This window comes from Vibrio pomeroyi (assembly GCA_041879425.1).
In the GTDB taxonomy this organism is placed as follows: Bacteria; Pseudomonadota; Gammaproteobacteria; order Enterobacterales; family Vibrionaceae; genus Vibrio; species Vibrio pomeroyi_A.
On sequence record CP090855.1, the window covers coordinates 979804 to 1002080 of the forward strand.

21 protein-coding genes are annotated in these 22277 nt (G+C 44.7%); 7 read left to right on the plus strand and 14 right to left on the minus strand.

Translation table 11 applies throughout. The annotated features are described in order from the left end of the window. Nucleotides 1-190: 190 nt before the first annotated feature. The 7 genes from L0992_20265 to L0992_20295 all read right to left on the minus strand — a co-directional run bounded on the left by L0992_20265 (nt 191) and on the right by L0992_20295 (nt 8248). The gene (locus tag L0992_20265) at nt 191-427 is read right to left on the minus strand and encodes a YdcH family protein (protein ID XGB70348.1); all 237 of its coding nucleotides are present in this window, start codon (nt 425-427) and stop codon (nt 191-193) included. A gap of 582 nt (nt 428-1009) precedes the next feature. Next, nucleotides 1010-1705: an aspartate/glutamate racemase family protein gene (locus L0992_20270; GenBank protein ID XGB70349.1), complete on the minus strand. Its 696-nt coding sequence runs from the start codon at nt 1703-1705 to the stop codon at nt 1010-1012. A gap of 161 nt (nt 1706-1866) precedes the next feature. Next, nucleotides 1867-2850: a haloacid dehalogenase-like hydrolase gene (locus tag L0992_20275; GenBank protein XGB70350.1), complete on the minus strand. Its 984-nt coding sequence runs from the start codon at nt 2848-2850 to the stop codon at nt 1867-1869. 176 nt (nt 2851-3026) lie between these two features. After that, nucleotides 3027-4292 (minus strand): reactive intermediate/imine deaminase, encoded by a 1266-nt coding sequence (locus tag L0992_20280; GenBank protein XGB70351.1) that lies wholly within the window; start codon nt 4290-4292, stop codon nt 3027-3029. A 175-nt stretch (nt 4293-4467) separates the two neighbouring features. Continuing rightward, nucleotides 4468-5514 (minus strand): ornithine carbamoyltransferase, encoded by a 1047-nt coding sequence (argF, locus tag L0992_20285; GenBank protein XGB70352.1) that lies wholly within the window; start codon nt 5512-5514, stop codon nt 4468-4470. Nucleotides 5515-5703: 189 nt separating this feature from the next. Further along, complete coding sequence (gene aguA, locus L0992_20290) at nt 5704-6795, minus strand: agmatine deiminase (GenBank protein ID XGB70353.1); 1092 nt, start codon at nt 6793-6795, stop codon at nt 5704-5706. Between the two features lie 16 nt (nt 6796-6811). Continuing rightward, nucleotides 6812-8248, minus strand: a complete 1437-nt coding sequence (locus L0992_20295) for an APC family permease (GenBank protein XGB70354.1) — start codon at nt 8246-8248, stop codon at nt 6812-6814. 396 nt (nt 8249-8644) lie between these two features. Here L0992_20295 and arcC point away from each other — a divergent pair, with 396 nt between their 5' ends. From arcC to nfsA, 3 genes are all read left to right on the plus strand, one after another. Next, nucleotides 8645-9553 carry a carbamate kinase gene (gene arcC / locus L0992_20300; protein XGB70355.1) on the plus strand — a complete coding sequence of 303 codons (909 nt, stop codon included), beginning with the start codon at nt 8645-8647 and terminating at the stop codon, nt 9551-9553. Between the two features lie 125 nt (nt 9554-9678). Continuing rightward, nucleotides 9679-10299 carry a TetR/AcrR family transcriptional regulator gene (locus tag L0992_20305; protein ID XGB70356.1) on the plus strand — a complete coding sequence of 207 codons (621 nt, stop codon included), beginning with the start codon at nt 9679-9681 and terminating at the stop codon, nt 10297-10299. A 93-nt stretch (nt 10300-10392) separates the two neighbouring features. Then, nucleotides 10393-11115: an oxygen-insensitive NADPH nitroreductase gene (gene nfsA / locus L0992_20310; GenBank protein ID XGB70357.1), complete on the plus strand. Its 723-nt coding sequence runs from the start codon at nt 10393-10395 to the stop codon at nt 11113-11115. Between the two features lie 105 nt (nt 11116-11220). Here nfsA and L0992_20315 read toward each other — a convergent pair whose 3' ends face one another. Then, nucleotides 11221-12753: a phospholipase D family protein gene (locus L0992_20315; protein XGB70358.1), complete on the minus strand. Its 1533-nt coding sequence runs from the start codon at nt 12751-12753 to the stop codon at nt 11221-11223. A 206-nt stretch (nt 12754-12959) separates the two neighbouring features. Further along, on the minus strand, nt 12960-13529 hold the full coding sequence (locus L0992_20320; GenBank protein XGB70359.1) for a TetR/AcrR family transcriptional regulator: 570 nt from the start codon (nt 13527-13529) through the stop codon (nt 12960-12962). 93 nt (nt 13530-13622) lie between these two features. Here L0992_20320 and L0992_20325 point away from each other — a divergent pair, with 93 nt between their 5' ends. The 3 genes from L0992_20325 (at nt 13623) to L0992_20335 (ending at nt 15307) form a co-directional block, all read left to right on the plus strand. After that, nucleotides 13623-14156: a dihydrofolate reductase family protein gene (locus L0992_20325; protein XGB70360.1), complete on the plus strand. Its 534-nt coding sequence runs from the start codon at nt 13623-13625 to the stop codon at nt 14154-14156. 138 nt (nt 14157-14294) lie between these two features. Continuing rightward, on the plus strand, nt 14295-14792 hold the full coding sequence (locus tag L0992_20330; GenBank protein XGB68748.1) for a hypothetical protein: 498 nt from the start codon (nt 14295-14297) through the stop codon (nt 14790-14792). A gap of 224 nt (nt 14793-15016) precedes the next feature. Beyond that, on the plus strand, nt 15017-15307 hold the full coding sequence (locus L0992_20335) for an antibiotic biosynthesis monooxygenase (GenBank protein ID XGB68749.1): 291 nt from the start codon (nt 15017-15019) through the stop codon (nt 15305-15307). Between the two features lie 81 nt (nt 15308-15388). Here L0992_20335 and L0992_20340 read toward each other — a convergent pair whose 3' ends face one another. From L0992_20340 to L0992_20350, 3 genes are all read right to left on the minus strand, one after another. Next, nucleotides 15389-16669: a dicarboxylate/amino acid:cation symporter gene (locus L0992_20340; GenBank protein ID XGB68750.1), complete on the minus strand. Its 1281-nt coding sequence runs from the start codon at nt 16667-16669 to the stop codon at nt 15389-15391. Nucleotides 16670-16833: 164 nt separating this feature from the next. Then, complete coding sequence (locus L0992_20345; protein XGB68751.1) at nt 16834-17982, minus strand: S-(hydroxymethyl)glutathione dehydrogenase/class III alcohol dehydrogenase; 1149 nt, start codon at nt 17980-17982, stop codon at nt 16834-16836. Nucleotides 17983-18153: 171 nt separating this feature from the next. Beyond that, a complete protein-coding gene (locus L0992_20350) occupies nt 18154-19035 on the minus strand; it encodes a LysR family transcriptional regulator (GenBank protein ID XGB68752.1) in 882 nt (293 codons plus the stop codon). 164 nt (nt 19036-19199) lie between these two features. On the opposite strand from L0992_20350, the gene L0992_20355 reads away from it, so the two are divergent. Next, nucleotides 19200-20384 carry an MFS transporter gene (locus L0992_20355; protein XGB68753.1) on the plus strand — a complete coding sequence of 395 codons (1185 nt, stop codon included), beginning with the start codon at nt 19200-19202 and terminating at the stop codon, nt 20382-20384. 56 nt (nt 20385-20440) lie between these two features. Here the strand turns inward: L0992_20355 and L0992_20360 are convergent, their stop codons facing one another. Together L0992_20360 and L0992_20365 are read right to left on the minus strand one after the other, a co-directional pair. Beyond that, entirely contained in the window at nt 20441-21001 is a 561-nt protein-coding gene (locus L0992_20360; GenBank protein XGB68754.1) for a sugar O-acetyltransferase, read from the minus strand. A 176-nt stretch (nt 21002-21177) separates the two neighbouring features. After that, the gene (locus L0992_20365) at nt 21178-22176 is read right to left on the minus strand and encodes a LacI family transcriptional regulator (GenBank protein XGB68755.1); all 999 of its coding nucleotides are present in this window, start codon (nt 22174-22176) and stop codon (nt 21178-21180) included. Nucleotides 22177-22277 lie beyond the last annotated feature (101 nt).

The window sequence follows — 22277 nt, forward strand, 5'->3', positions numbered from 1 at the left end:
TTACCAATAAAATCTTAAAAATCGTGTGCCAGTAATCCTCATTATGCGTTATTCACATAACAATACAACGTATTAGCGCTGTTTAATTGTAGACATGTTATTGAGCCAAAAAGAAAAAAACTCCCGAAGGAGTTTTTAGTATCTAAATCTGCAATTCGCCATTTAGCTAACTAGCCAAATTGCCAACTAACTAAGCAGTTAAGCGAGCGTGCAGTGCGTCTTTAAGTACAGAACGATCGTGTTTCAGTTGGTGCATCGAGCCGTCATCAATGGGTGAATCTTTCAGCTCAAGCTTACGAATCTCTTTATCAAGGTTGTCGTACGTCTTCATATCTGCTGCAAAGCCATCGTCAGTTTTAACAAGCTCAGCAATTTTATCTTTCATTTCAGGAAATTCGTGAACAAGAGAATGATTTTCACCTAGCATAGAAACCTCTTAAGTTGAGTAAAGTGATTGGTATTACACATATTCATTATTTACCTTAGCAAGGGACTAAAATAACAAATGAGATCCAGTACACAGCATAGAACATAAAACAACCAACCTAATATTCTCAGCACATGAACATCACATCACATCACATCACATCACATCACCATTTAAGCAATAAAAAAGCTCTGTAAAAATACAGAGCTCGATTAAATACTCACAGGCAAGGTTGAGTTAACTACTACACCCCTGAGTATGAACTCGATTCATGTCGTCACCGACTTGTGCTTCTTGAGAGCCCGTCGATTGGCATCCCGCCACAAACAATAACGTCACAGATAAGATAAGCCATTTCATAATAAATCCTCTTTGGTCATGACTAAAGCATAGTGCTTAAAAGCGCGGATACCTCAGCCATTAACTAAAGCCTTACCTGCCGATAAAGCCTTGGTTAATGAACAAAGCATCGCTTCATTAATTAACGACCTGCTTTTGTACAAAAAACTTTCACTCAACTGAGTGAAAATCGCACAAAAACTAAAAGAGAACTGCTATGCAGCTAAAAATAAGAGCTAGAAGTTAATCGCGCGTCGCCAAGCGTACCGCCGCTTCTGCATGAATGGCAGTGGTATCAAACAGTGGCACATCGGTGTGTTGCTGCTGAATCAGGAGAGCGATTTCAGTACAGCCTAAAACAACGGCTTCTGCTCCTTGCTGGCTTAGCTTCTCAATGATCTGACTATAGATAGCGCGAGACTCTTCTTTGACTTCGCCTCGACATAACTCTTGATAAATGATGTTGTGCACTTGTTGTCGGTCACTCTCATCTGGTATCACAACATCGATACCGAATTTTTCGCTTAAACGCCCTTTGTAGAAATCTTGTTCCATCGTGAAAGCTGTGCCGAGTAACCCGACTTTCTTTACGCCCTGCTCAAGCAGCTTCTGCGCAGTGGTATCGGCGATATGTAAGATAGGGATCGTGATTTTCTCTTCGATCTCAGGCACAACCTTATGCATTGTATTGGTACAGATCAGAATGAAGTCGGCTCCGCCCTTCTCTACCGATAAAGCCGCGTCCGATAATATATCTGCAGTCTCAGACCAACGACCTTGGTGTTGCAGCTTTTCTATCTCATCGAAGTTCACGCTATACATACAAACCTTTGCAGAATTGAGCCCGCCGAGTGTGGCTTTCACGCCCTCATTAATGGATTTGTAGTAGCTCACTGTCGACTCCCAACTCATGCCACCAAGCAATCCGATCGTTTTCATTTTTCTATTCCTTTAATTTCTGACTATCCCGATTAAAGCGTCATACGTTGAAGATTTATAGTACGTTCTTGTTCAAAGTGAGACGAAGCCTTCGCTATTTAGCAAAAAGGCTCGAATTAATAATCCGAGCCTTTGCTGTTTTACCTGAGAGTTTATGAGGGTTAGTACACCTCACACCAATCGGATTTCATGTCGATCAGCGTCCAATCATCTCTAGAGTTCGCTTCATCGAGTGCTTTATCAAGCTTACCAACATGGGATTCACGATCGTACTTCCACTCACGCTCGGCATCGGTGTGATGAACAATCATTGCCATTGAATTTGGTTGACTCGTTGCCCATTGCATCATCGCTTGATCACCGTCTGAGTTACCCACCGCTAAAATCGGCTTCTTACCGATAATATGCTGAATGTTGGTGACTTTTCCAGCTTTGTCATCAATCGTCAAAATGGACGAATCTTTGGTCACGGTCGGGTTGCCGTCGTTGTAGCTATAATTGTATTTAAGTGCGCTGCCGATAATCTGCTCAGGCGGGATATTATAAGCTTGCGGAGCCCACGCTCGCATGAAATCAACACCACCTCCCGACACGATGTAAGTTTTGAAGTCATGCTCTTGCAGGTAGGTCAGCATCTCTTTCATTGGCTGGTAAGTTAGGTCTGTGTACGCTTTATTGAAGCGCTCGTCTTTTGCTACCGCCAACCATTGCTTAACATCTTGTTGGTAGTCTTCGACTGTCATACCAGAGTGTGTCGCCATGATGATTTTCAATAGCCCTTCTTCGCCACTGCCCAGAACGCTCTCAATATCATCTTCGAGTACAAACTTAAACGGTGCTTCCGTTTTCCATTCAGGGTGGTTAGGCGCCATCTCTTTTACACGATCTAGCGCAAAGGCCAGTTGGAAGTAGTAAGGCTTTTCAGACCAAAGCGTACCGTCGTTATCAAATACAGCAATACGATCTTGGACCGCAACGAACGTATCAGACTCTGCTTTAGTGGCTTGACCAACAAAATCCACGATTGCGGACTTACTGTCGCTGTCTTTCCACGAAGGCAGCAAATTAGGATCACAATCTCTAGCAAAAGATGAGAAAGAGAGGCTAGATAAAATCGCAACGGACAAAAGGGTTATTTTCTTCATAGCACTACCATGTTGTTGAATTAATTACCGGGTTTAATGTAATTCATCCTAGTTGGTCTACTCTGATTTTCCACTTATGAACACTATAACCGCTGTTTATGTTGCTATTGGTACAGACGTAAAGCGAGGGCTGACCTCACGGCCAACCCTCATTGTTTTAACGCTAAATTGAAAGCTTAAAGGCTAGGCGGAGTGCCTTCACCATTGGAAGCGATGGCATCAATTTGCACCAAAGCACCCATAGGTATATCAGAGACACCGATCACCGTGCGCGCAGGCAACGGACCGTCAAAATAATGCGTGCAAACGTCATTGAGTACATCTAGATCAGCCATATATCTTAATTGAATATTAAGCTTCACGATGTCATCCATGACATGCCCAACGCTCTCAATCACTTCTTTAATATTATTGAGGCACTGCATCGCCTGCTCTTTGGCACCATGCGTCACAATCGCACCAATTCTAGGATCAAGTGGCAACTGAGCAGAGATATTGTTGTAGTGAGAAAAAGCTACGGTTTGTGTTGAGATCTCACTGATTGGCGCAGCTTTGGTGTTGTTTGACTTAATCACTATTCCATGACGATCTTCAACAGCTTGTGGTGGTGTGCCATCGCCGTGTGACACAGTCGCATCCATCTGTACTAACGCCCCCATCGCCAAGCCTTCGACAACCGTCACCGAGCGTGCTGGCATATAACCGACAGCCCTTGCAATCGCCGAGTCAGGGAAGAAGGTGGTGTACACTTCATTGATGGCGGCAAGGTCATCCAAACTTCTCACATGGATATTCACCTTCACAATATCATCAAGTGGAACATCAATATTTTCCAGAATCGATTTGATGTTTTTTAGACATTGAATGGCGTGTTCTTTGGCCCCACCAACAACGATATTGCCCGATTGAGGATCAATCGGTAGCTGGGCTGAAATATGGTTATAGTGAGAGAAAGCCACCGTCTGAGTTGATAAAGAACTGACTGGCGCGTGTTGAGTATTTCTAGCGATTTTGACTAGCTCACAAGCCGCTTGAGGATAGGTACCTTCACCATTCGAGATCACGGCATCCATTTGCAAATGAGCACCTTCTAGCGGCAAATCGGCTACTGCGAGTGTCGTGCATGTGGGTGCGTAGTGTTGGAAAAAAGACGCATAGATTTCATTAACTGAATCCATATCCGCAATGTTCTTCAAGTATATGTTTACTCTCACAACGTCGTGCATGCGGTGTCCAATGCTCTCCACAATCGCTTGAATGTTTGATAAGCACTGCTTTGTTTGATCTTCCAAGGATTCAGGGATCAGGCTGCCTGTTTTAGGATCAATCGGTAATTGAGCAGAGAGGTTATTGTAGTGTGAAAATGCCACCGATTGTGTTGAGAAAGGGCTCAATGGTGCATCTTCAGTGTTTCTTGAAACTTTAATAATATCGGCACTCATGTCGATACATCTCCTATTCGAGTATTGATGTCAGATAGAGCCAATTAGCTACGTGTTTACCGACATTTCAAAATAAAAGGTATAAAAATAGCCGAACCAATAAATCGTGATGAATACTGGTTCAGCTTAATTCGAGCATCACAGTGGAGGTTTTTACGCCCCCACAGATAAATCCCTACAGAGTGCTTAAGAAGCTACTGATTTTTTCTTCATGATGCTTAACGGTTTCTTGTGTTGGGATAACCGCATCTTTATGTGTGAAGTACACTAAAATCGCCATCTGAGCAGTGAGTCGGTTTTCTGCTTCATCGAACGCCACTGAGTATTCGCTTTCTAGTGCGCCACGAGTCACTTCTTCTTTGTCATTCGCAGGTAGGCAGTGCAGTAACATTGCGCCCGGACGAGCCTTAGCCATTAGCTCTTCTGTGATCACATAGTTAGGCATGAATGCCGCAAGGCGCTCTTCCTTCTCATCCATTTGCGTTACCCAGTAGAAGCTGTCTCCGTAAACCACATCACAATCACTGATGCGCTCTACATCATCAGTAATTTCAATCGTGCCACCAGACTCTTCACAGAAGTTGAGCGCCATGTCGATCCACTCTTGCTCCATGTGGTATTTCTTAGGACCAATTTGCTTGAAGCCCATACCGTACTTAGCACACGTCAGCATTAAAGAGCGGCACACATCTGTCGCATCGCCCATAAATGCTAATGTTAAATCGGACAATTTACGTCCATCTGTGATGTGCTCTCTGATCGTGTAGAGATCCGCTAACATTTGAGTTGGGTGGAAACGAGTATCTAGGCCATTGATCACTGGCACTGTCGACATTTCAAGTAGGCCATCGAGTGTTTCAGGGCTGTTAGTACGAGCCATGATGATGTCGCACATACGTGATAGCACACGAGACGTATCATCAATCGACTCTTTACCACCTAAGTGAATGTCTTTTGGTGATAGGAATAGCGCATGGCCACCCAGCAATGTTGCCGCAACCTCGAAAGAAACACGCGTACGCGTAGAACCCGCTTCGAAAATCATTCCTACCGATTTGCCTTTGAACAGTGGCGGGATTGCATTGTCTTTACGCGCCTGTTTCAGGTGAGTCATCAACTCCATCATGTTGTCCATCTCTTCTACAGAGAAATCTTTCATGGAAACCATGTGCTCTAGGTTTGATTTATTTAGTTCAGTTGCGCTAGAAGAAGGTAATTTCATAATAAGTTCCTATTTTTCATAATATTGTGTGCGGCTCTTTTAAGTTCACTTTGATGGCGATTTGATTTCGAATACCTGCCATCACTTTCAAGAACCGCTACATTTGGATTAAATATTGGTGTTAATGACTATCTTTAAGTCTTTGTTTTATCTTAAATATCTATTCTTAATTTGATTTTATTGTTCCAACTAAACTCTTGGCACTTGTTGGGTGATGCAGTGGATATTGCCGCCACCTAACAAAATTTCTCGAGCAGGGACGCCGTTCACTTCGTAGCCTGGATAAATATCTTCTAAGATCCCGATAACATCGTTGTCGTAACGTTTGTCCAATAACGGCAACACAATTTGGTTGTTAGTAATCAGATAATTGGCATACGACGCCGCTAAACGCTCACCCGCCTCTCGCTCCATTCCGTCTGCGATATCAATGCCTGCCGCTTCTTCCTCAGTCATGAATAGAGGGCCAGGCATTGGCAGCTTATGTACCTTTATCTGACGGCCTTTGGCATCGGTCTGACTTGTGATGTAGTCATAAGCTTCGTTGCTGATCTCATATTGAGGATCGTTCTTGTCATCGCACCATGTCAGAACCACTTCACCCGGCTTCACAACGTGGAGAATGTTGTCTACGTGACCATTGGTTTCATCGTTGTATAAACCACGAGGTAGCCAAATGACTTTCTCAACATTGAGGTGTTCACAAAGCACTTCCGTCAGCTCTTCTTTGCTCATGTCTGGGTTGCGGCTTTCGTGTAATAAACACTCTTCTGTTGTGTAGAGCGTGCCTTCGCCATCAACATGAATTGAGCCGCCTTCTAGTACGATTGGAGCGCGATATCGAGAGTCACGAATGGTTTCACACATCTTTTGAGCGACTTGGTTATCGCGGTTCCATGGTGAATACAATCCATCCACAAACCCGCCCCATGCATTGAATTCCCAATCCACACCTCGGCGTTCACCGCTGTCATCAACAACATAAGTTGCACCGATGTCGCGCATCCAAGAGTCATCCGTCGAGATTTCCAACACTCGAATGTCCTCAGGTAAACGGGATACCGCGTTATCGTATTGCTCAGAGCTCGCTAGCATGGTGACTGGTGTTGTATGGCTTATTTTGGTTGCCACGTCTGCAAAGACCGCTTGTGCAGGTTTTGCACCATTACGCCAGTTGTCGGTGCGCTCTGGCCAAGCCATCCAAATTTCGCTGTGTGGTTCATGTTCCCCCGGCATTCTGAAGCCATCATGTTTTGGAGTAGTCTCAATCAGTTTTTTCATCGTTATGTCCCCTAAATTATGCTTGAGCTTCTTTTTTATCTTGCGAATCGGCAGTGTCGTTATCGTCCGAGCCTTGCTGTTTCTTGCGCTTTAGCGCACCGAGTAGAATCCACTCACCAGCGAGAACAGTGGCAATCACGCCAATCAAAACAGGTCCTGTGTATCCCCAGTCAGCAACGGTTAGATCAAGAGCCTCAGGGAAGATGAATAAAATCACGGCTTGAAGGATGACGAAGAAACAAACAATGGACATGACCCACTGAGCCGCCATACCGCCCGGTACTTTAAATGGGCGTTCACGTTGACCATCAACCACGCGAAGCTTTAGGTATGCTGGGAACATGAACAGATAAGGAAGTAAGAAAATGCAGCTAGAGAAAGCAAATATCGACCAGAACAGATCATCATTCCCTTGTGCAAACAGTGCGTAAGACAGGATAACGACCGTTGATACGGTACCTGTGATGTTGTTTGCACCAACTGGAGAACCTTTTTCTGATACTTTCGCCACAGGCGCTGGCAGCTCACCTTCTTGAGCGGCTTCAGCTGCTGCTCGGCTAGCACCCATTGTCCAGCTCACCATGTTGCCGATAAGCGTTAACAGAGCGAAAGTACCGAAGATGTAGACCATGGCTGTACCAAACACGCCACCACCAAAGAGTGTTTTGAAGGTGTCGATAAGGCCCGATACTAAGCCAATGCTTTCGACAGGCAGCGCCATCAAGATGCCTACCGTACCGAAGATGTATAAGAAAGCGGTGATACCGATAGAAAGGAAGACGGCCTTAGGCATGTCGCGAACATCTTTCATTTCTTTGGTCATGGTCGCAACCAGTTCAAAACCCATTAGGTTGAACACAATCGCAGGTAAGAAAGAGACGGCTGAATCCAATGAAGGCATCATTGCGGGTAGCGTAAATTCGTTGGCAACACCGTTTTTCATCGCATAGATGAAACCACCTACGCCTAATGTGCTGATCACGATAATTTTGAGTACCGCGCCAATATTCGTAACCCAAACACCGATGTCGGCCGACACATTACAAATCCAGACCGTTAACCAGGTAAGTAATATACAGATAGCGATTTGGCCCCATAAAGACAGGCCCGGCATGAAAAGTTCGGCAAACATGCCTGCAAACATGATGTATACCGCTGGCATCCATAAACCAACGTTAATCCAATAAAACCAAGTTGTTCTGACTGCCCATTTAAAGTTGAAGGCTTGCTTTACCCAATCGTAAATACCACCTTCCCCTGGATAGGTCGTACTCAATTCAGAAGTAATTAAGCCGTATGGGATAACAAAGAAGACCAGCATTAACACCCACCAGCCAATGGCACTGACACCAATACTGGCTGACGCGGTTAATGTGTCGACCACCAAAACTGCACACAGTGTAAAGAGTGCAATTCCCGTAACCCCCATTTTTCCTTGCGTTTCGTTACTCATCTCTTAGCTCCTTAATCTCTAATTCGGGATTAATTAAACGGCAAAGCGATGAAGTGAACTGGGATGAAAATTGAATATCGGTTTTACACAAACGAATTCGGGTAAAAAACAAAATAAACCCAACAAATATTAGATTTATAATGATAAAAGGCGGAATACTTGATTTTGGTCAATAACCATTCGATTAATAAATACATTTTCTATTTCAAAACCAAGATCACATATCTAGTTAATCTAGAGATAATTAAGGCTTTCTGTGACATATAGGCGACTAAAAACATCAAATATTGAGCACAAATCGAATTGTGATTTTTATCCCCACGACTCCGACAATATTTAAATACAATTCAAACCAACTTATTTGCTATGAGCGAAATATCATTTGGAGAATTAAACATGTCGAAGCCTATTATTGTTGTTGCTGTCGGTGGGAATGCTTTACTACAACGTGGTGAGGTAATGAGTTGCGAAAACCAAAAAAAGAGCATCGCGCAAACCGCCGCTTCTTTGGCTGAACTAAGTAAAGATTACCGTTTGGTTGTTGTGCACGGAAATGGCCCTCAAGTAGGCTTACTCTCGTTGCAGAACAATGCTTACAAAGATTGCCCACCTTACCCATTTGATGTGCTTGGCGCTGAGACGCAAGGGATGATTGGTTATCTTATCCAACAAGGCTTAAACGCTGCGATTCAAGATCGCTTTACCACCACGATCTTAACTCGAATTGTTGTTGACGAAAATGACCCTGCAATTGCTGACCCGACCAAATTTATTGGCCCTGTCTATACAGAAGAACAAGCTAAACAACTCGCCGAAGCCAACCAATGGATTGTGAAGCCTGACGGAGCACACTGGCGCCGCGTGGTTCCGTCCCCTTCACCGAAAGAAGTACTAGAGATAAAAGCCATCAAAGACTTGCTAGAGAAAGAACACTTAATTATTTGTGGCGGCGGCGGCGGTGCTCCAGTCGTCGAGAAAGATGGCGCTTATGTGGGTTTCGAAGCGGTCATCGATAAAGACATGACAGCGGCTCTTATCGCAGAAGAAATCGGCGCTGAACATTTGTTGATCCTCACCGACGGCTCTCATGTTTGTTTAGATTGGGGAACCCCAAAAGAAGAGAAGCTTGAAAACGTGTCAGTTGAGCAAATGAAAAAGTACACTTTCCCAGCAGGTTCGATGGGGCCGAAGGTCGACGCATGTTGTCAGTTTGTGGAGAAAACAAGACAACACGGACACATTGGTGACCTGTCGAGTGCATTAGAGATCATAGAAGGAAAAACAGGGACACATATTAAAGCCTAATAACGGCTTATCATTCTTTATATAAATAAAGGGTAACAAAGTCTAAGTTTTGAATATTCCAATTGGAACTTTGATTAAAAACCCTTTATGTTTTTCGTGTTCCAAATAACAGTGAGGACCATTAGATGCGCAAAGTAACCACCGAAGAAAAGTTAATTCGAATTCATGATGCTGTTGTGCAACTAATGGAACGCCGTGAAGCGACTGATATTTCAATGTACGATGTTGCCAAAGAGTGTGGAATGGCAACATCCACGGTTTATCATCACTACCCGAATATTGAAAACTTATTCCACAACTTGTTAGACGACGTATTTATTGACTTCGATTCTCTGCTCGGTAAATGTATAGATGTGGAACATGTTAATCACTGGACTGATATCAATCGTATGATTGAAACAGCGTATGTGAATTACTATAACAATCACCCGATTGCTAAAAAGCTTATTTTAGGTCGTCATACATTCACAGAATTAGGTCACGCAGACACAGAGAATGACTTAATTTTGGGCAAAGAAGTAGAAACGATTTATCGACAGTTCTTTGATGTTCCTCAGTTACCGCAATCAATCAATGTCTTCGCTATCTCGCTGCAAGTTGCTGATAAAATTTACTCTTTGTCCTATCGTCAACACGGTCACATTACTCCAGAGCTTGCAAATGAAGCCATCCGACTCACGGAATCATACCTACAATTGTACATTCCTCACATTTGCCCTAAAACGATGAAAAGCCAAACCCACTAGTCTCAACAAAGGCTGTTTTGAGGTTTACCCCAACCTCAAATGTCGTTATGGTGATTTGTAATACATCATAAAAACAAGGACAGTCTGAGAGCTATGAATAGTACGATTGAGACCATTTTGGGGCACCGCTCCATTCGCCAATATACGGACCAACCAATAGAACAACAGCACCTCGACTTAATTGTTCAGGCAGGCCTTGCCGCGTCTTCATCGAGCTTACTTCAGGCTGTTTCTATCGTGAGAGTGACAGACAAAGAGAAGCGTAAACTGTTAGCAGAATACGCAGGCAACCAAGCTTATGTGGAGAGTGCAGCCGAGTTTTTGGTGTTCTGTATCGACTATCAACGCCACACTCAGATTAACCCTGAGGTAAAAACTGACTTTACCGAGCTAACCCTGATTGGCGCTGTTGATTCTGGCATCATGGCGCAGAACTGTATGCTGGCTGCTGAGTCTCTTGGTTTAGGTGGCGTGTACATCGGTGGCTTGCGTAACAGTGCGCAACAAGTCGATGAACTACTGGAACTTCCACAACACACGGCCGTGCTATTTGGTATGTGTTTAGGCCACCCTGCGCAGCAACCTGAAATCAAACCTCGCCTTCCTGCTCACGTAGTGATGCACGAAAACCAATATCAGCCGTTGAGCCTAGACGAAATCGCACGCTACGACGATTCGATGCAAAGCTACTACGCAAACCGCTCAAGCAATCAGAAGCAAAGCAGCTGGTCACAACAGATCACGCAGAAGCTGTCTGGTGAATCTCGTCCTCATATTCTTCCTTACTTGAACAGCAAGCAACTGACTAAGAGATAGCGTTCAAAACCTAGCTCAGATAAACAAGCTAAGTTTCAATCACCACAAACTAAAATGTCAGCGTATTATGCGCTGACATTTTTATTTTCTAAGGTTCTGATTCTCTTAGAGGTATTTCTCTATCGGGAGAAGCTGTAGGAAGCCTGATTGCATGCGTTCCCACTTGCCGGTTTCTGGTTCGCTGTCCCAACTTTGCTCACCGGAGTACCAATACACATCACCATCTTCTAGCTCCAAACGCCAACTGTTGTCTTCGCTCATCGCCTGTTCGATGGTTTCAGCTAGCGTTTTAGCAATTGCTTTGTTTTCGATGATTAACACCGACTCCGTATTTAAGTAAGTCGAGCGTAGGTTGAAGTTGAATGAGCCAATACTCGCAATACTGCGGTCAAATACCACTGATTTAGCATGCAGACCATAAGCTGTCTCTGGCGCACATTTAGACACGTCTTGGGTAGATGCTTCACACAACTTCGAATCTGGTTTTAGCTCAAACAGGTCGATGCCATGCTCTAACATATCGTAGCGTCTGCCCGCGTAAGCAGAGTGGTTAGTAACCAAGTCATTTGACGCCATTGAGTTAGTCAGTGCTTTTATCTCAACACCTTCGTTATTCAACGTTCGCCACTCATCTAATTGGCCATCATCGAATACCAAGTAAGCCGACTCAAGCAAGATCTCTTGTTTCGACTCACTTGCTAGTTGTCCTAACAGAACTGCCGTTGCTTTAGGTTCATCAGTATTGTCTGAATCGACAGGCACAGGGCGATCGTAAGCAAAACGAGCATTCACCCAAGTCATCTCATCAAGCGCTTCTTTCAGTAAGCTATCTGCCGCTTCGCGATTTAATGGTAACTCTGGATAATTTTTGTATTGTGGAACGGTGATATCATCAATCTTTGAAAGATCCGGTTGTTCGTCGTCACCCAACATATCGACTGGGTAAGACCAGCGGCTGTCCCAATACTCAATAAAGCTGGTTTGGATCGTGGTAACAACTGATCCCATCACCAATACATCACGATCTCGGAAGTTGATCTCATCCGAAAGGTCGAAGTATTCATCACCAATGTTACGCCCACCAACCACAGACAAGGTGCCATCTACGGTAAACGACTTATTGTGCATACGGCGGTTTAGGCGCGAAAAATCGCCAAGGAAACTTAGCCACTTACTAAAACCACGGCGTGTTGGTGTTGGGTTGAAGATTCGGATCTCGACGTTCTGGTGTGCATCAAGTGCCGATAATAGGCCTTCACGCTCATTGAGGTTAATGTCGTCGAGCATGACTCGCACCTTAACACCACGATCAGCTGCGGCTAACAAACGGCTGGCTAGGTACCTGCCCGATTCGTCAGAGTTCCAGATGTAATATTGAATATCGATGGTGTGTTCTGCACTTTCAACCAACGCTAAACGCTGTGCCAATGCATCCCAACCAGACTCTTGTAAACGAACGGCGGTAGTCGCCTGCTCTGATGATTGTGGTTGGTATTCATCCACTAAAACCGACAAAGTGCTTGGTCCATAAGAGGTGTACGGTTCTGCGGGGTGGTCGATGCCTTCTGGTAATGAAGAACAGCCGCCCAAAATAGCGGCCAAAACTAAGGTTAAACTGATGCGTTGGAGCACAGGCATGTGTCTGACTTCCTTTTCACGATGACGTCTTTAGAAACTGTCCTGACAGCTTTTCGACTCACAAGCTGTTCAGGTCTATTCATTGATTATTACTGCTAAAGCCTGAAATTTATAGGTAATTATCCACTATAAATGAAACATCAGTACTCCATCGTGAGCAGCACATCACTAAACCACGCCTTGAAACCTTCATCTTGGTTCTTAAATTACTGCGCTCTCAGCTGTTCGATACCCAAGCAGTAAAGGCCTAAAGGCTTTCTCACCATCTCAACCGTAATCTCCGTTCTATCTGGATTACAGTTGAGCGCTAGCGCATAGCCATGCAGGTAGTCCACTAGCAAATGAAGGGCGTCTTCGGTTTGCTCTGATGTGAGATTCAACGGGCTCATTACCGCTTCAAAGCGCTCGCTAAACACCTCAACAGGCCCAAGAGATTTCATCGTCAGCAGGGTTTCGAGCAACCCACGATAGTCATTCAATACCGACAGATAACTCACGCTGAGCTGATAAAGGTTCTCTTGCCACACTTGGTTTTGTTGTGGCTGCGCAACTTCTCCTACCAAAGACACAGTGATCGATTCCAAGAGAGCATTTTTATTCTTGAAGTAATGATATATCGCCATCGCATCCACGCCGAGCTCCATCGCTAACCCTCGAATACTCGGAACTTTGCCACTTTCGCGCATCATGCTTTTGGCCGTATCTAAGATCTTGTCAGCGCTGAGTTGGCTTGATCCACTCTTTGGTCGACCTCGCTTTTGATCCTTGACAGTCATAACACCACCTCTTAAACTTAATTTCTACACTGTAGAATATTTTAATTTATTACGGTGTGGTTGCCAAGTTCCTGTTCAATTTCGGAGTTAAAAATGTCAAATATTGTCTTTATCGGCGCGAGTCTTGATGGTTACATTGCAGACAAACAAGGTGGCCTAGATTGGTTACACGCGATCCCAAATCCAGAGAGCGATGACATGGGTTACAACGCCCATACTGATCGCATTGATGCTTTGGTCATGGGCCGTAACACGATGGATATGGTGTTGAGCTTCGGTATTAATTGGCCTTACAGTAAACCGGTATATGTCCTGAGTAACACCTTGACGGAAGTGCCTAAGGAACTGGAAGGTAAAGTGTTCTTGGTGAAGGGCGAGCTCACTCAGATCATCAAGGATCTGAACAGCAAAGGCATGAACAACCTTTACATTGATGGTGGCGTCACCATTCAAAACTTCATGAAAGAAGACCTGATTGACGAGCTAATCATCTCGACGATTCCTGTCGTTCTTGGTGGCGGCTCTCCTTTGTTTGGTGACTTAGTCTCTCCTCTCGACTTTACACTGAAAGGCGTCACGACTTACCTTGATGAGATTGTACAAACTCACTACTTGCGTAAGCGTTAAACTATCGCTCATATAAAGGGAATGTAACGATCAACATTGAAAACAGTGTTCACGTTGCATAACCTTTATAGCCCTACCAAAACCTCCCCTAAAGTAGTACCATTTATCGTATCTCATTCTTAATGGTATCTGGGTCTTATGAAGCTTTTAGTCGATCGCACTGGTGAACAGTTTTTAGAAATTCTGGAAGAGTCGGGAGACAAACTTACGGTTCAATTCATTAGCAATGAAGGCAGTCGAAAGGGTAAACCGTTCCAAGATAGCTTGAGTGGCTTGTTCCTCACAGGTTGGAAGCCTCGCACGACCTCAACTGCCATTGGCCTAGAACGCTTTAAGCAAGGCAAGCTGCAAGACCCGAAAGTGAGCTTTGCGCTTCACCAGCTCTACCCGCTAGGCCGAGATGTAAAGTTACCTTCTGGCGATATCGCCACAGTCGCAAGTTATGCGAATACTCACAGCGATGGCTACTACATGTTTGTGCGCCTAAATGACGAATTGACACGCCTGAAGATGACGCCAGAATGGGAACTGCTCCCTTCTGTTGTGAGATTAGCGCTGCCTTATTACCCAGCCCCAAGAAGCCAGCAAGAACTCGACAACATTGATAACTTTGATGCTTGGGCTGGCGGGTTTTAATATTCGTCTACCTATGTCCTTTAGACTATAAAACTCAAATTATTATCAAATAGTTTTTGATAATAATTCAAACGTAGCGCGGTTTATCGTTTGGAATATTCCTACTATTATTTACCCATCGACACAGAGGAGAGCTCAATAAACATAGACCCGCTCTTGAGCTAATAAGCCCTGTGACAAAGAACAACACCATTTCGGTGAACTCAATAATATAGGTAATGAACATGACTCAACTGACTATCATCGCAAACATCGTCGCTAACGAAGACAAAATCGAATTGGTTAAAACAGAACTACTAAAGCTGATTGATATCACTCGTGCGGAAGAAGGCTGCATCAACTATGACCTTCACCAAGACAATGAAAATCCAGCGCATTTCACTTTCTACGAAAACTGGACGTCTCGCGAACTTTGGCAAACACACATGGGTAATACTCACCTTGCTGAGTACATGGCTGCAACGGAAGGTAGTGTTGCATCATTCACACTGAATGAGATGACGAAAATTGGTTAGTCACTGACTTCACACATTAACAAACAACAAAAAGCCCGTTCGGAACACCTGAACGGGCTTTTTCATTGAACTTGGTATTCTCTAAGCTGCGGACTCGCTCAGTGCAGGCTCAAGTACGGTCTTTTGTTGTTTCTGCCATTTATCCACGACCAGTGCAGCAATCATGTCACCTTCTACGTTAACCGCAGTGCGGAATGTATCTAATGGGCGTTCAATAATCAGCAGAATCGCGATCGCTTCCAGTGGTATACCTGCGGCCAATAACACCAACTGCATGCCAGACATAGATCCAGATGGCATACCCGGTGCACCCACAGAAGAGACCATCGCCATAATGAAGATCATCACCAAGCCAGAAGTCGTGAGGTCAACACCAAACAGTTGAGCCAAGAAGATTGCCGCAACACCTTCGAAAAGTGCCGTACCATCCATATTCATAACTGCGCCAAGTGGTAACACCATGCTACTTGTACTTTGCGATACGCCGAGCTTTTCTTCTGCGCTCTGCATTGCCAGTGGCAAAGTAGCAGAGCTTGATGACGTTGCGAACGCCATCGCCATCGGTGCCGAGATACCTTTAAATAGGGTGCTAAGACGAATCCCAGTCATCACCTTCGCAATAGTCGGTAAGACAATCGCTCCGTGAATCAAAGTCAGCACAAACACGAGCAAAGCAAACAGTGCCAATTGCTCAAACAGTGATTCACCACCACGAACGGTAAAATCGAGAACAATGGCGAAAACCGCGAACGGTGCTAAACGAATTATCCAACCAACAATGGTATTGATGCTCTTGTTCAAGCCATTAAGCACCTCAAAAATCGGGTGTTTTTCTGGCAATGAAGAAAGCAGAGCAATACCCAACATAAATGAGAACACGACAATCGCGAGCAAGTTACCATTGGTTAACGCCGCTACTGGGTTCACGAGTGCCATACTAAAAAGCTTGCTGGCAATCGCAGCGCCACCTGCCGCATCTTCGCTTATAAGCTGAACGTCGTCTCCAATCGTAGCAACGCTGGTTAAAGGCTCCCAAGCAGGTAACAGCAGTGAAGCACCCAAGCCCAAAGAGATGGCTATCAACGTCGTGAAGCTATAGAAAAGCACCGTATTGCGGCCAATTTTCTTCAATCGAGTTATCGAACCAATGCTTGTTATACCTTGCAACAACGAGAATAAAACCACTAACCCAACGACCATTTTCAGCAAGCTGATATAGGTAGTTTTGCCAAGCATTAAGAACTGATACCACCCCGTTTGGGTAATACCAGAGGTTGAAGCAATAAGTTGTGCAAAAAGCCATGCAAGCAAAGCAGCTAGCATCAACTGTAGAGGTAAAGAGTGGCGAAGTTTAGTCAACATAAGGACAATTCCAGTAACCCTGTAGGACAATTCAGATACCTTTATTAAAGGGAAGAACCTTTAATAAAAATATTCCTTGGTAAAGCATGCCTAGGAAAAAATAAAGTCCGTTAGATTCAATCTAACGGACTTTATGAAAACCAGATAAGGTTTAAAATTTAAGGCTATTTATCCATGTGTAGAACAGTACGGATAGACTCGCCTTTGTGCATTAGTTCGAATGCTTCGTTTACGTCTTCAAGACCCATAGTGTGAGTGATGAACTCTTGTAGTCCGAACTCACCCGCCATGTAACGGTTTACGATTTCTGGAAGTTCAGAGCGGCCTTTAACACCACCGAAAGCAGAACCTCGCCATACACGACCTGTTACTAGTTGGAACGGACGAGTTGAGATCTCTTGACCTGCACCTGCAACACCAATCACAACTGATTCACCCCAACCTTTGTGACAACATTCAAGAGCTTGACGCATCACGTTTACGTTACCGATACATTCGAATGAGTAATCAACACCACCGTCTGTCATCTCAACGATAACGTCTTGGATTGGCTTGTCGTAGTTCATTGGGTTGATGCAGTCAGTCGCGCCAAGTTGTTTTGCTAGCTCGAATTTGCTCTCGTTGATATCAACACCGATGATTTTGCTTGCACCAGCCATACGAGCACCGATGATTGCAGAAAGACCGATACCGCCTAGGCCGAATACAGCAACTGTGTCGCCTTTTTCAACTTTAGCTGTGTTCAGTACCGCACCCATACCAGTGGTTACGCCACAACCTAGAAGACAAACTTCCTCAAGAGGTGCTTCTTTGTTTACTTTCGCTAGTGAGATTTCAGGAAGTACAGTGTACTCAGAGAAAGTAGAACAACCCATGTAGTGGAAGATTGGCTCACCGTTGATAGAGAAACGGCTTGTGCCGTCTGGCATGAGGCCTTTACCTTGAGTTTCACGAACCGCTTGGCAAAGGTTAGTTTTACCAGACTTACAGAATTTACATTCGCCACACTCAGCTGTGTAAAGTGGGATAACGTGGTCGCCAACTTCAACACTTGTTACGCCTTCGCCAACCATTTCAACGATACCGCCACCTTCGTGACCAAGAATAGAAGGGAAGATACCTTCTGGATCGTCACCTGAAAGAGTGAATGCGTCAGTGTGACAAACACCAGTAGCAACGATACGAACAAGTACTTCGCCAGCCTTTGGCAGTTCAACGTCAACCGTTTCACGTTTTAGCGGCTCACCTGCTTTCCAAGCGACCATTGCTTTAGATTGGATATGAGTTTGACCAGGTTTGATTTCGATAGTCATGTGATATTTCCTATATTAGTCAGTCAACGTTGAGCTTGTTAGTTATCGCTCTCTCGTTTTGTTGAGGCTAGTATAGGTGCGACCATCCAATTTGATAATCCCATGTTTTTGAGAATGATTATTACACTTTAGTAATAATCAATAGCAAGATTAACTTCGTCTAACGGTAAATCAAAGGTTTAGCCTAGGCTGAATAAAATCAATAAACGCGGAGATACGCTTAGTTACCGATGATGATTTGTAGAATACCGCATTGACTCGCTCTCGATCTGTGTCATTCAGCTTCAAATGTTCCAATACCGGAATCAATCGCCCTTCAGCAATATCTTGTTGCACCATAAAGCCAGACAAACAAGCGATACCATTACCTGCTAATACCAATTGGCGCACAGTCTCACCGTTGCTTGCTGTGATGGTTGGTTCTACGAAGTTTTGGTTTGGCAGTGGCCAGTGATTTAACACCTTCGCACCAGTAAAGCCCACCGTCTGATGCGTTGATAACTCATCTGCATTTTGTGGTATGCCGCGTTTGGCCAGATAGGCAGGTGATGCCAACATATAGAGGAGACTCTTACCTAATGGGCGAGCGTGGAGTGTGGAGTCCGTTAATTTTCCTATTCGTATAGCGACATCGGTTCGTTTCTCGATTAAATCGACAAACCCTTCATTTGAGGTCAGTTCAAGCTCAATATCAGGATAAGCCTCATTAAACTCACCGACTATCGGCACTAACTGGTGGAACACAAATGGGCTAGCGGCATCGACTCGCAAACGTCCTTTTGGTAGTTCACCGCGCGACACAATTTCCTCTTCAGCGCTCTGGATCATTTGCAGACCTAACCTAACGGAGTCAACAAACTGTCGCCCCTCTTCCGTCAGTTCAACTCGACGAGTGGTTCTATTGAAGAGAGAAACACCCAACTGACTCTCAATTCGACTGACGCTTCGAGAAACGCGAGCCACTTGGATATCGAGCGTCTGCGCCGCTGCAGAAAAGCCACCGCTATCAACAACAGTAAGCATAATTTCTAAATCATCCGATCGCGTTAACACGGGAATCTCCTAGGCCATTAACAGAACAACTATTGCATTTATAACAAAAGTAATTTGTTAATCACACTATTTTTGGCAAAGGATATTTATCTCATAATCCTCGCCAACAAAACGAGCCAGTAAATAGGCTCCACTTTTAAGAATAATCTTTGAGAGAAATAATCATGCCTTTAGCTTTACTTGCATTGACGCTCAGCGCCTTTGCCATCGGAACTACAGAATTTGTCATCGTAGGCTTGATTCCTACCATGGCGAGCGATCTGAATGTATCACTGCCATCAGCGGGATTATTAGTGAGCTTATACGCTCTAGGCGTTGCGATTGGCGCACCAGTACTCACCGCGTTAACGGGAAAATGGAATCGTAAAATAGTACTGCTATCCGTGATGTCTCTGTTTGTTGTCGGTAACTTATTGGCATGGCAGGCTCCTGGCTACAACACCTTGATTGCCGCACGTATTCTCACCGGCCTTGCACACGGTGTATTCTTCTCGATCGGCTCAACCATCGCGACTGGATTGGTGGCCAAAGAGAAAGCGGCAAGTGCGATCGCGATTATGTTTACCGGTCTAACGGTAGCACTCGTGACTGGCGTACCACTGGGCACTTATATTGGCCAGACTTTTGGCTGGCAAGCGACCTTCTTGATCGTTGCTCTGCTTGGTCTTATCGCTCTGATCGGCAGTGCGTTATTGGTGCCTAACAACCTTAAACAGCCACCAGCAACGAAGCTTTCTGCTCAATTGAAAGTTCTGACTCAACCAAGATTGCTACTGGTTTATGCAATTACCGCACTGGGATACGGCGGCACATTTACCGCGTTTACGTTCCTTGCTCCAATCCTAGAAAATGTGTCTGGTTTCGACTCAAGCGCAATCAGCCTAATCATGTTGGTCTACGGTGTTTCAGTCGCGGTAGGTAACATCTGGGGCGGTAAGATGGCTGACAAAATGGGGCCAATCAAAGCGCTGACGGTTATCTTTTCTGGTCTAGCTGCGGTACTGGTTGTGTTTAACTTCACGGCAGTTAACCCTTACGCATCAGTCGCGACAATTTTAGTTTGGGGTGCTTTTGCCTTCGGTAATGTTCCAGGCTTACAAGTCTACGTGGTTAAGCTAGCAGAGAAATACACGCCAGATGCAGTAGACGTAGCATCAGGCTTGAACATCGCAGCCTTCAATGTAGGCATCGCACTTGGTTCTTGGGGAGGCGGTATCATTGTCGCAGAGTCAGGCTTAATGAACACTCCTTGGATTGGCGCTGTGATTGTCTTAGTTGCATTAGCACTGACTCGATTCAGTGGTCTGCTAGACAAGAAACAGACTCAGCAAGTCGCTGCATCTAGCTAGAATAGAAAAAACAAAGCCCGAATCTAGGTTTGGGCTTTGTCTATTTGGTTGCTCTACTATTCATTATCAATTGGCTTCAAAACTCGGCATGGATTACCGACTGCGACCACATTGTCTGGAATACCTTTGGTCACCACGCTACCCGCACCGATCACACTGTTCTTGCCAATGTTCACGCCGGGGCAAATGATGACACCACCACCAAGCCAAACATTGTCGCCAACGTTAATCGGAGTACCGAACTCGACGCCGTCTTCAACTCGGCCTTTCACATCTAATGGATGGCCTGCTGTAAGGATTTGTACATTAGGACCAAGCAGCACATTGTCACCAATGGTGACTTCAGCCACATCTAAGATCACGCAGTTAAAGTTGGCGTAGAAGTTCTTGCCCAGCTTGATGTTCGAGCCGTAATCACAACGAAATGGAGGTTCTAAATGCGCATTTTCACAGCCCGGAATCAGCTCTTGAGTTGCTGCTTCCCACTCAGGTGTGTCAGGAATACTGTTATTGAGTCTTTGAAGCACCTTACGACATTCGATACGAGCTGAATAAAGCTCTTTATCCCAAGCCTGATAAGGTTCGCCTGCTAGCATTTTTTGTTTTTCTGTTTTCACGTTACTTACCTACTCTTTCACATTACTTACCTAATAATGATCAACACATCGACCAAAAAACGCAATATCGCACATCTAATAAAACGGAGTAAGCAAGGTTTGAGCTCGATTTCAGAGATGTGTAGCCCATCACTTTTTGTAGGCTAACTATGAAATCTACTCTCTGTTAATTGAGCTTAAATACGCTGAGCGACTGAGTCACGAATCACTAAACTGCCCGTCGTATCTAAGGCTTGTGCTTGCTCAGTTTCACCGACGATTTGCAGAATCGCCTTTTGCGTCATTTGCTCTAATGGAACGCTCACAGAGGTTAAGCTTGGTGTGAGAAACTCGCCCACTTTGCTGTTATCAAATCCGACGATAGAAATGTCGTTAGGTAATGAATAACCCAGCTCCGTTAACGCCTTAATCGCGCCAATCGCCATGTCATCGTTTTCAGACAAGATCGCAGTGAAACTTGCTTTGCTTGCCACTAAAGCTTGCGCGGCACGATAGCCACTCTCCATCGTCCAGTCGCCTTGAGCAACGTTAGACTGGTTTAGCTCAATACCATGCTTCGTGAGCACATCTTGATAGGCTTGATAACGCTGTTCATCGGTCGACGAACCAGCTTTACCACGAATAACCGCAATATCTGTATGACCCTGATCGATGATGTGTTCAACCATCAAACAAGCACTTTGATAATGATCGGTAGTGATAGCATGCTCAGGCTTCGAAGGCATTTCTCGGTTAAGCACAAGAATGGGTGTGTCAGTACTCTCGATGATCTGCACGATTTCAGATTCACTCAAGCATTGCGGGTAAATGATGATCCCAGCGCACTTCATATCGAGTAGAAAGTTAATGGCTTTTCGCTCGTCTTCAGCGCTGTGTTTACCATCGGTAATTACCAACTGATGATTGGATTTTTCACTGTAAGAAGCGGCGTGATACATCAAAGATGAAAAGTAAGGGCCGTTGAAAAGCTCGTTGGTAATAACAAAGCCGATAAAGTTAGTCTTCTTAGTCGCCAATTGTTGAGCTAGCAGGTTTGGTCGATAGCCCGTTTCTTGAATCGCATCAAAGACCTTTTTCACCACATCAGGGCGCACGATATTCTTGCCGTTTAAGACACGAGAAACCGTCGACTTTGATACACCCGCGCGGTTCGCGACATCAAGCATTGTGACCATTTGCTTCTTTTCCTTATATAAAAAATTAGCCGACATAAGCCGACTAATTTAATGCTAATTCATATTGCGTATAACTTTATATTTCGTGTAACTACGCAGCA

Bases quoted from the DNA above. Each gene is read 5' to 3' on its own strand.
- L0992_20330 (XGB68748.1), top strand. From the start codon at position 14,295: ATGAAGCTTTTAGTCGATCGCACTGGTGAACAGTTTTTAGAAATTCTG.
- L0992_20270 (XGB70349.1), bottom strand. From the start codon at position 1,705: ATGAAAACGATCGGATTGCTTGGTGGCATGAGTTGGGAGTCGACAGTG.
- L0992_20295 (XGB70354.1), bottom strand. From the start codon at position 8,248: ATGAGTAACGAAACGCAAGGAAAAATGGGGGTTACGGGAATTGCACTC.
- L0992_20265 (XGB70348.1), bottom strand. From the start codon at position 427: ATGCTAGGTGAAAATCATTCTCTTGTTCACGAATTTCCTGAAATGAAA.
- L0992_20340 (XGB68750.1), bottom strand. From the start codon at position 16,669: ATGTTGACTAAACTTCGCCACTCTTTACCTCTACAGTTGATGCTAGCT.
- L0992_20325 (XGB70360.1), top strand. From the start codon at position 13,623: ATGTCAAATATTGTCTTTATCGGCGCGAGTCTTGATGGTTACATTGCA.
- argF (XGB70352.1), bottom strand. From the start codon at position 5,514: ATGAAATTACCTTCTTCTAGCGCAACTGAACTAAATAAATCAAACCTA.
- arcC (XGB70355.1), top strand. From the start codon at position 8,645: ATGTCGAAGCCTATTATTGTTGTTGCTGTCGGTGGGAATGCTTTACTA.
- L0992_20280 (XGB70351.1), bottom strand. From the start codon at position 4,292: ATGAGTGCCGATATTATTAAAGTTTCAAGAAACACTGAAGATGCACCA.
- L0992_20275 (XGB70350.1), bottom strand. From the start codon at position 2,850: ATGAAGAAAATAACCCTTTTGTCCGTTGCGATTTTATCTAGCCTCTCT.
- L0992_20355 (XGB68753.1), top strand. From the start codon at position 19,200: ATGCCTTTAGCTTTACTTGCATTGACGCTCAGCGCCTTTGCCATCGGA.
- L0992_20365 (XGB68755.1), bottom strand. From the start codon at position 22,176: ATGGTCACAATGCTTGATGTCGCGAACCGCGCGGGTGTATCAAAGTCG.
- nfsA (XGB70357.1), top strand. From the start codon at position 10,393: ATGAATAGTACGATTGAGACCATTTTGGGGCACCGCTCCATTCGCCAA.
- L0992_20315 (XGB70358.1), bottom strand. From the start codon at position 12,753: ATGCCTGTGCTCCAACGCATCAGTTTAACCTTAGTTTTGGCCGCTATT.
- aguA (XGB70353.1), bottom strand. From the start codon at position 6,795: ATGAAAAAACTGATTGAGACTACTCCAAAACATGATGGCTTCAGAATG.
- L0992_20305 (XGB70356.1), top strand. From the start codon at position 9,679: ATGCGCAAAGTAACCACCGAAGAAAAGTTAATTCGAATTCATGATGCT.
- L0992_20320 (XGB70359.1), bottom strand. From the start codon at position 13,529: ATGACTGTCAAGGATCAAAAGCGAGGTCGACCAAAGAGTGGATCAAGC.
- L0992_20345 (XGB68751.1), bottom strand. From the start codon at position 17,982: ATGACTATCGAAATCAAACCTGGTCAAACTCATATCCAATCTAAAGCA.
- L0992_20335 (XGB68749.1), top strand. From the start codon at position 15,017: ATGACTCAACTGACTATCATCGCAAACATCGTCGCTAACGAAGACAAA.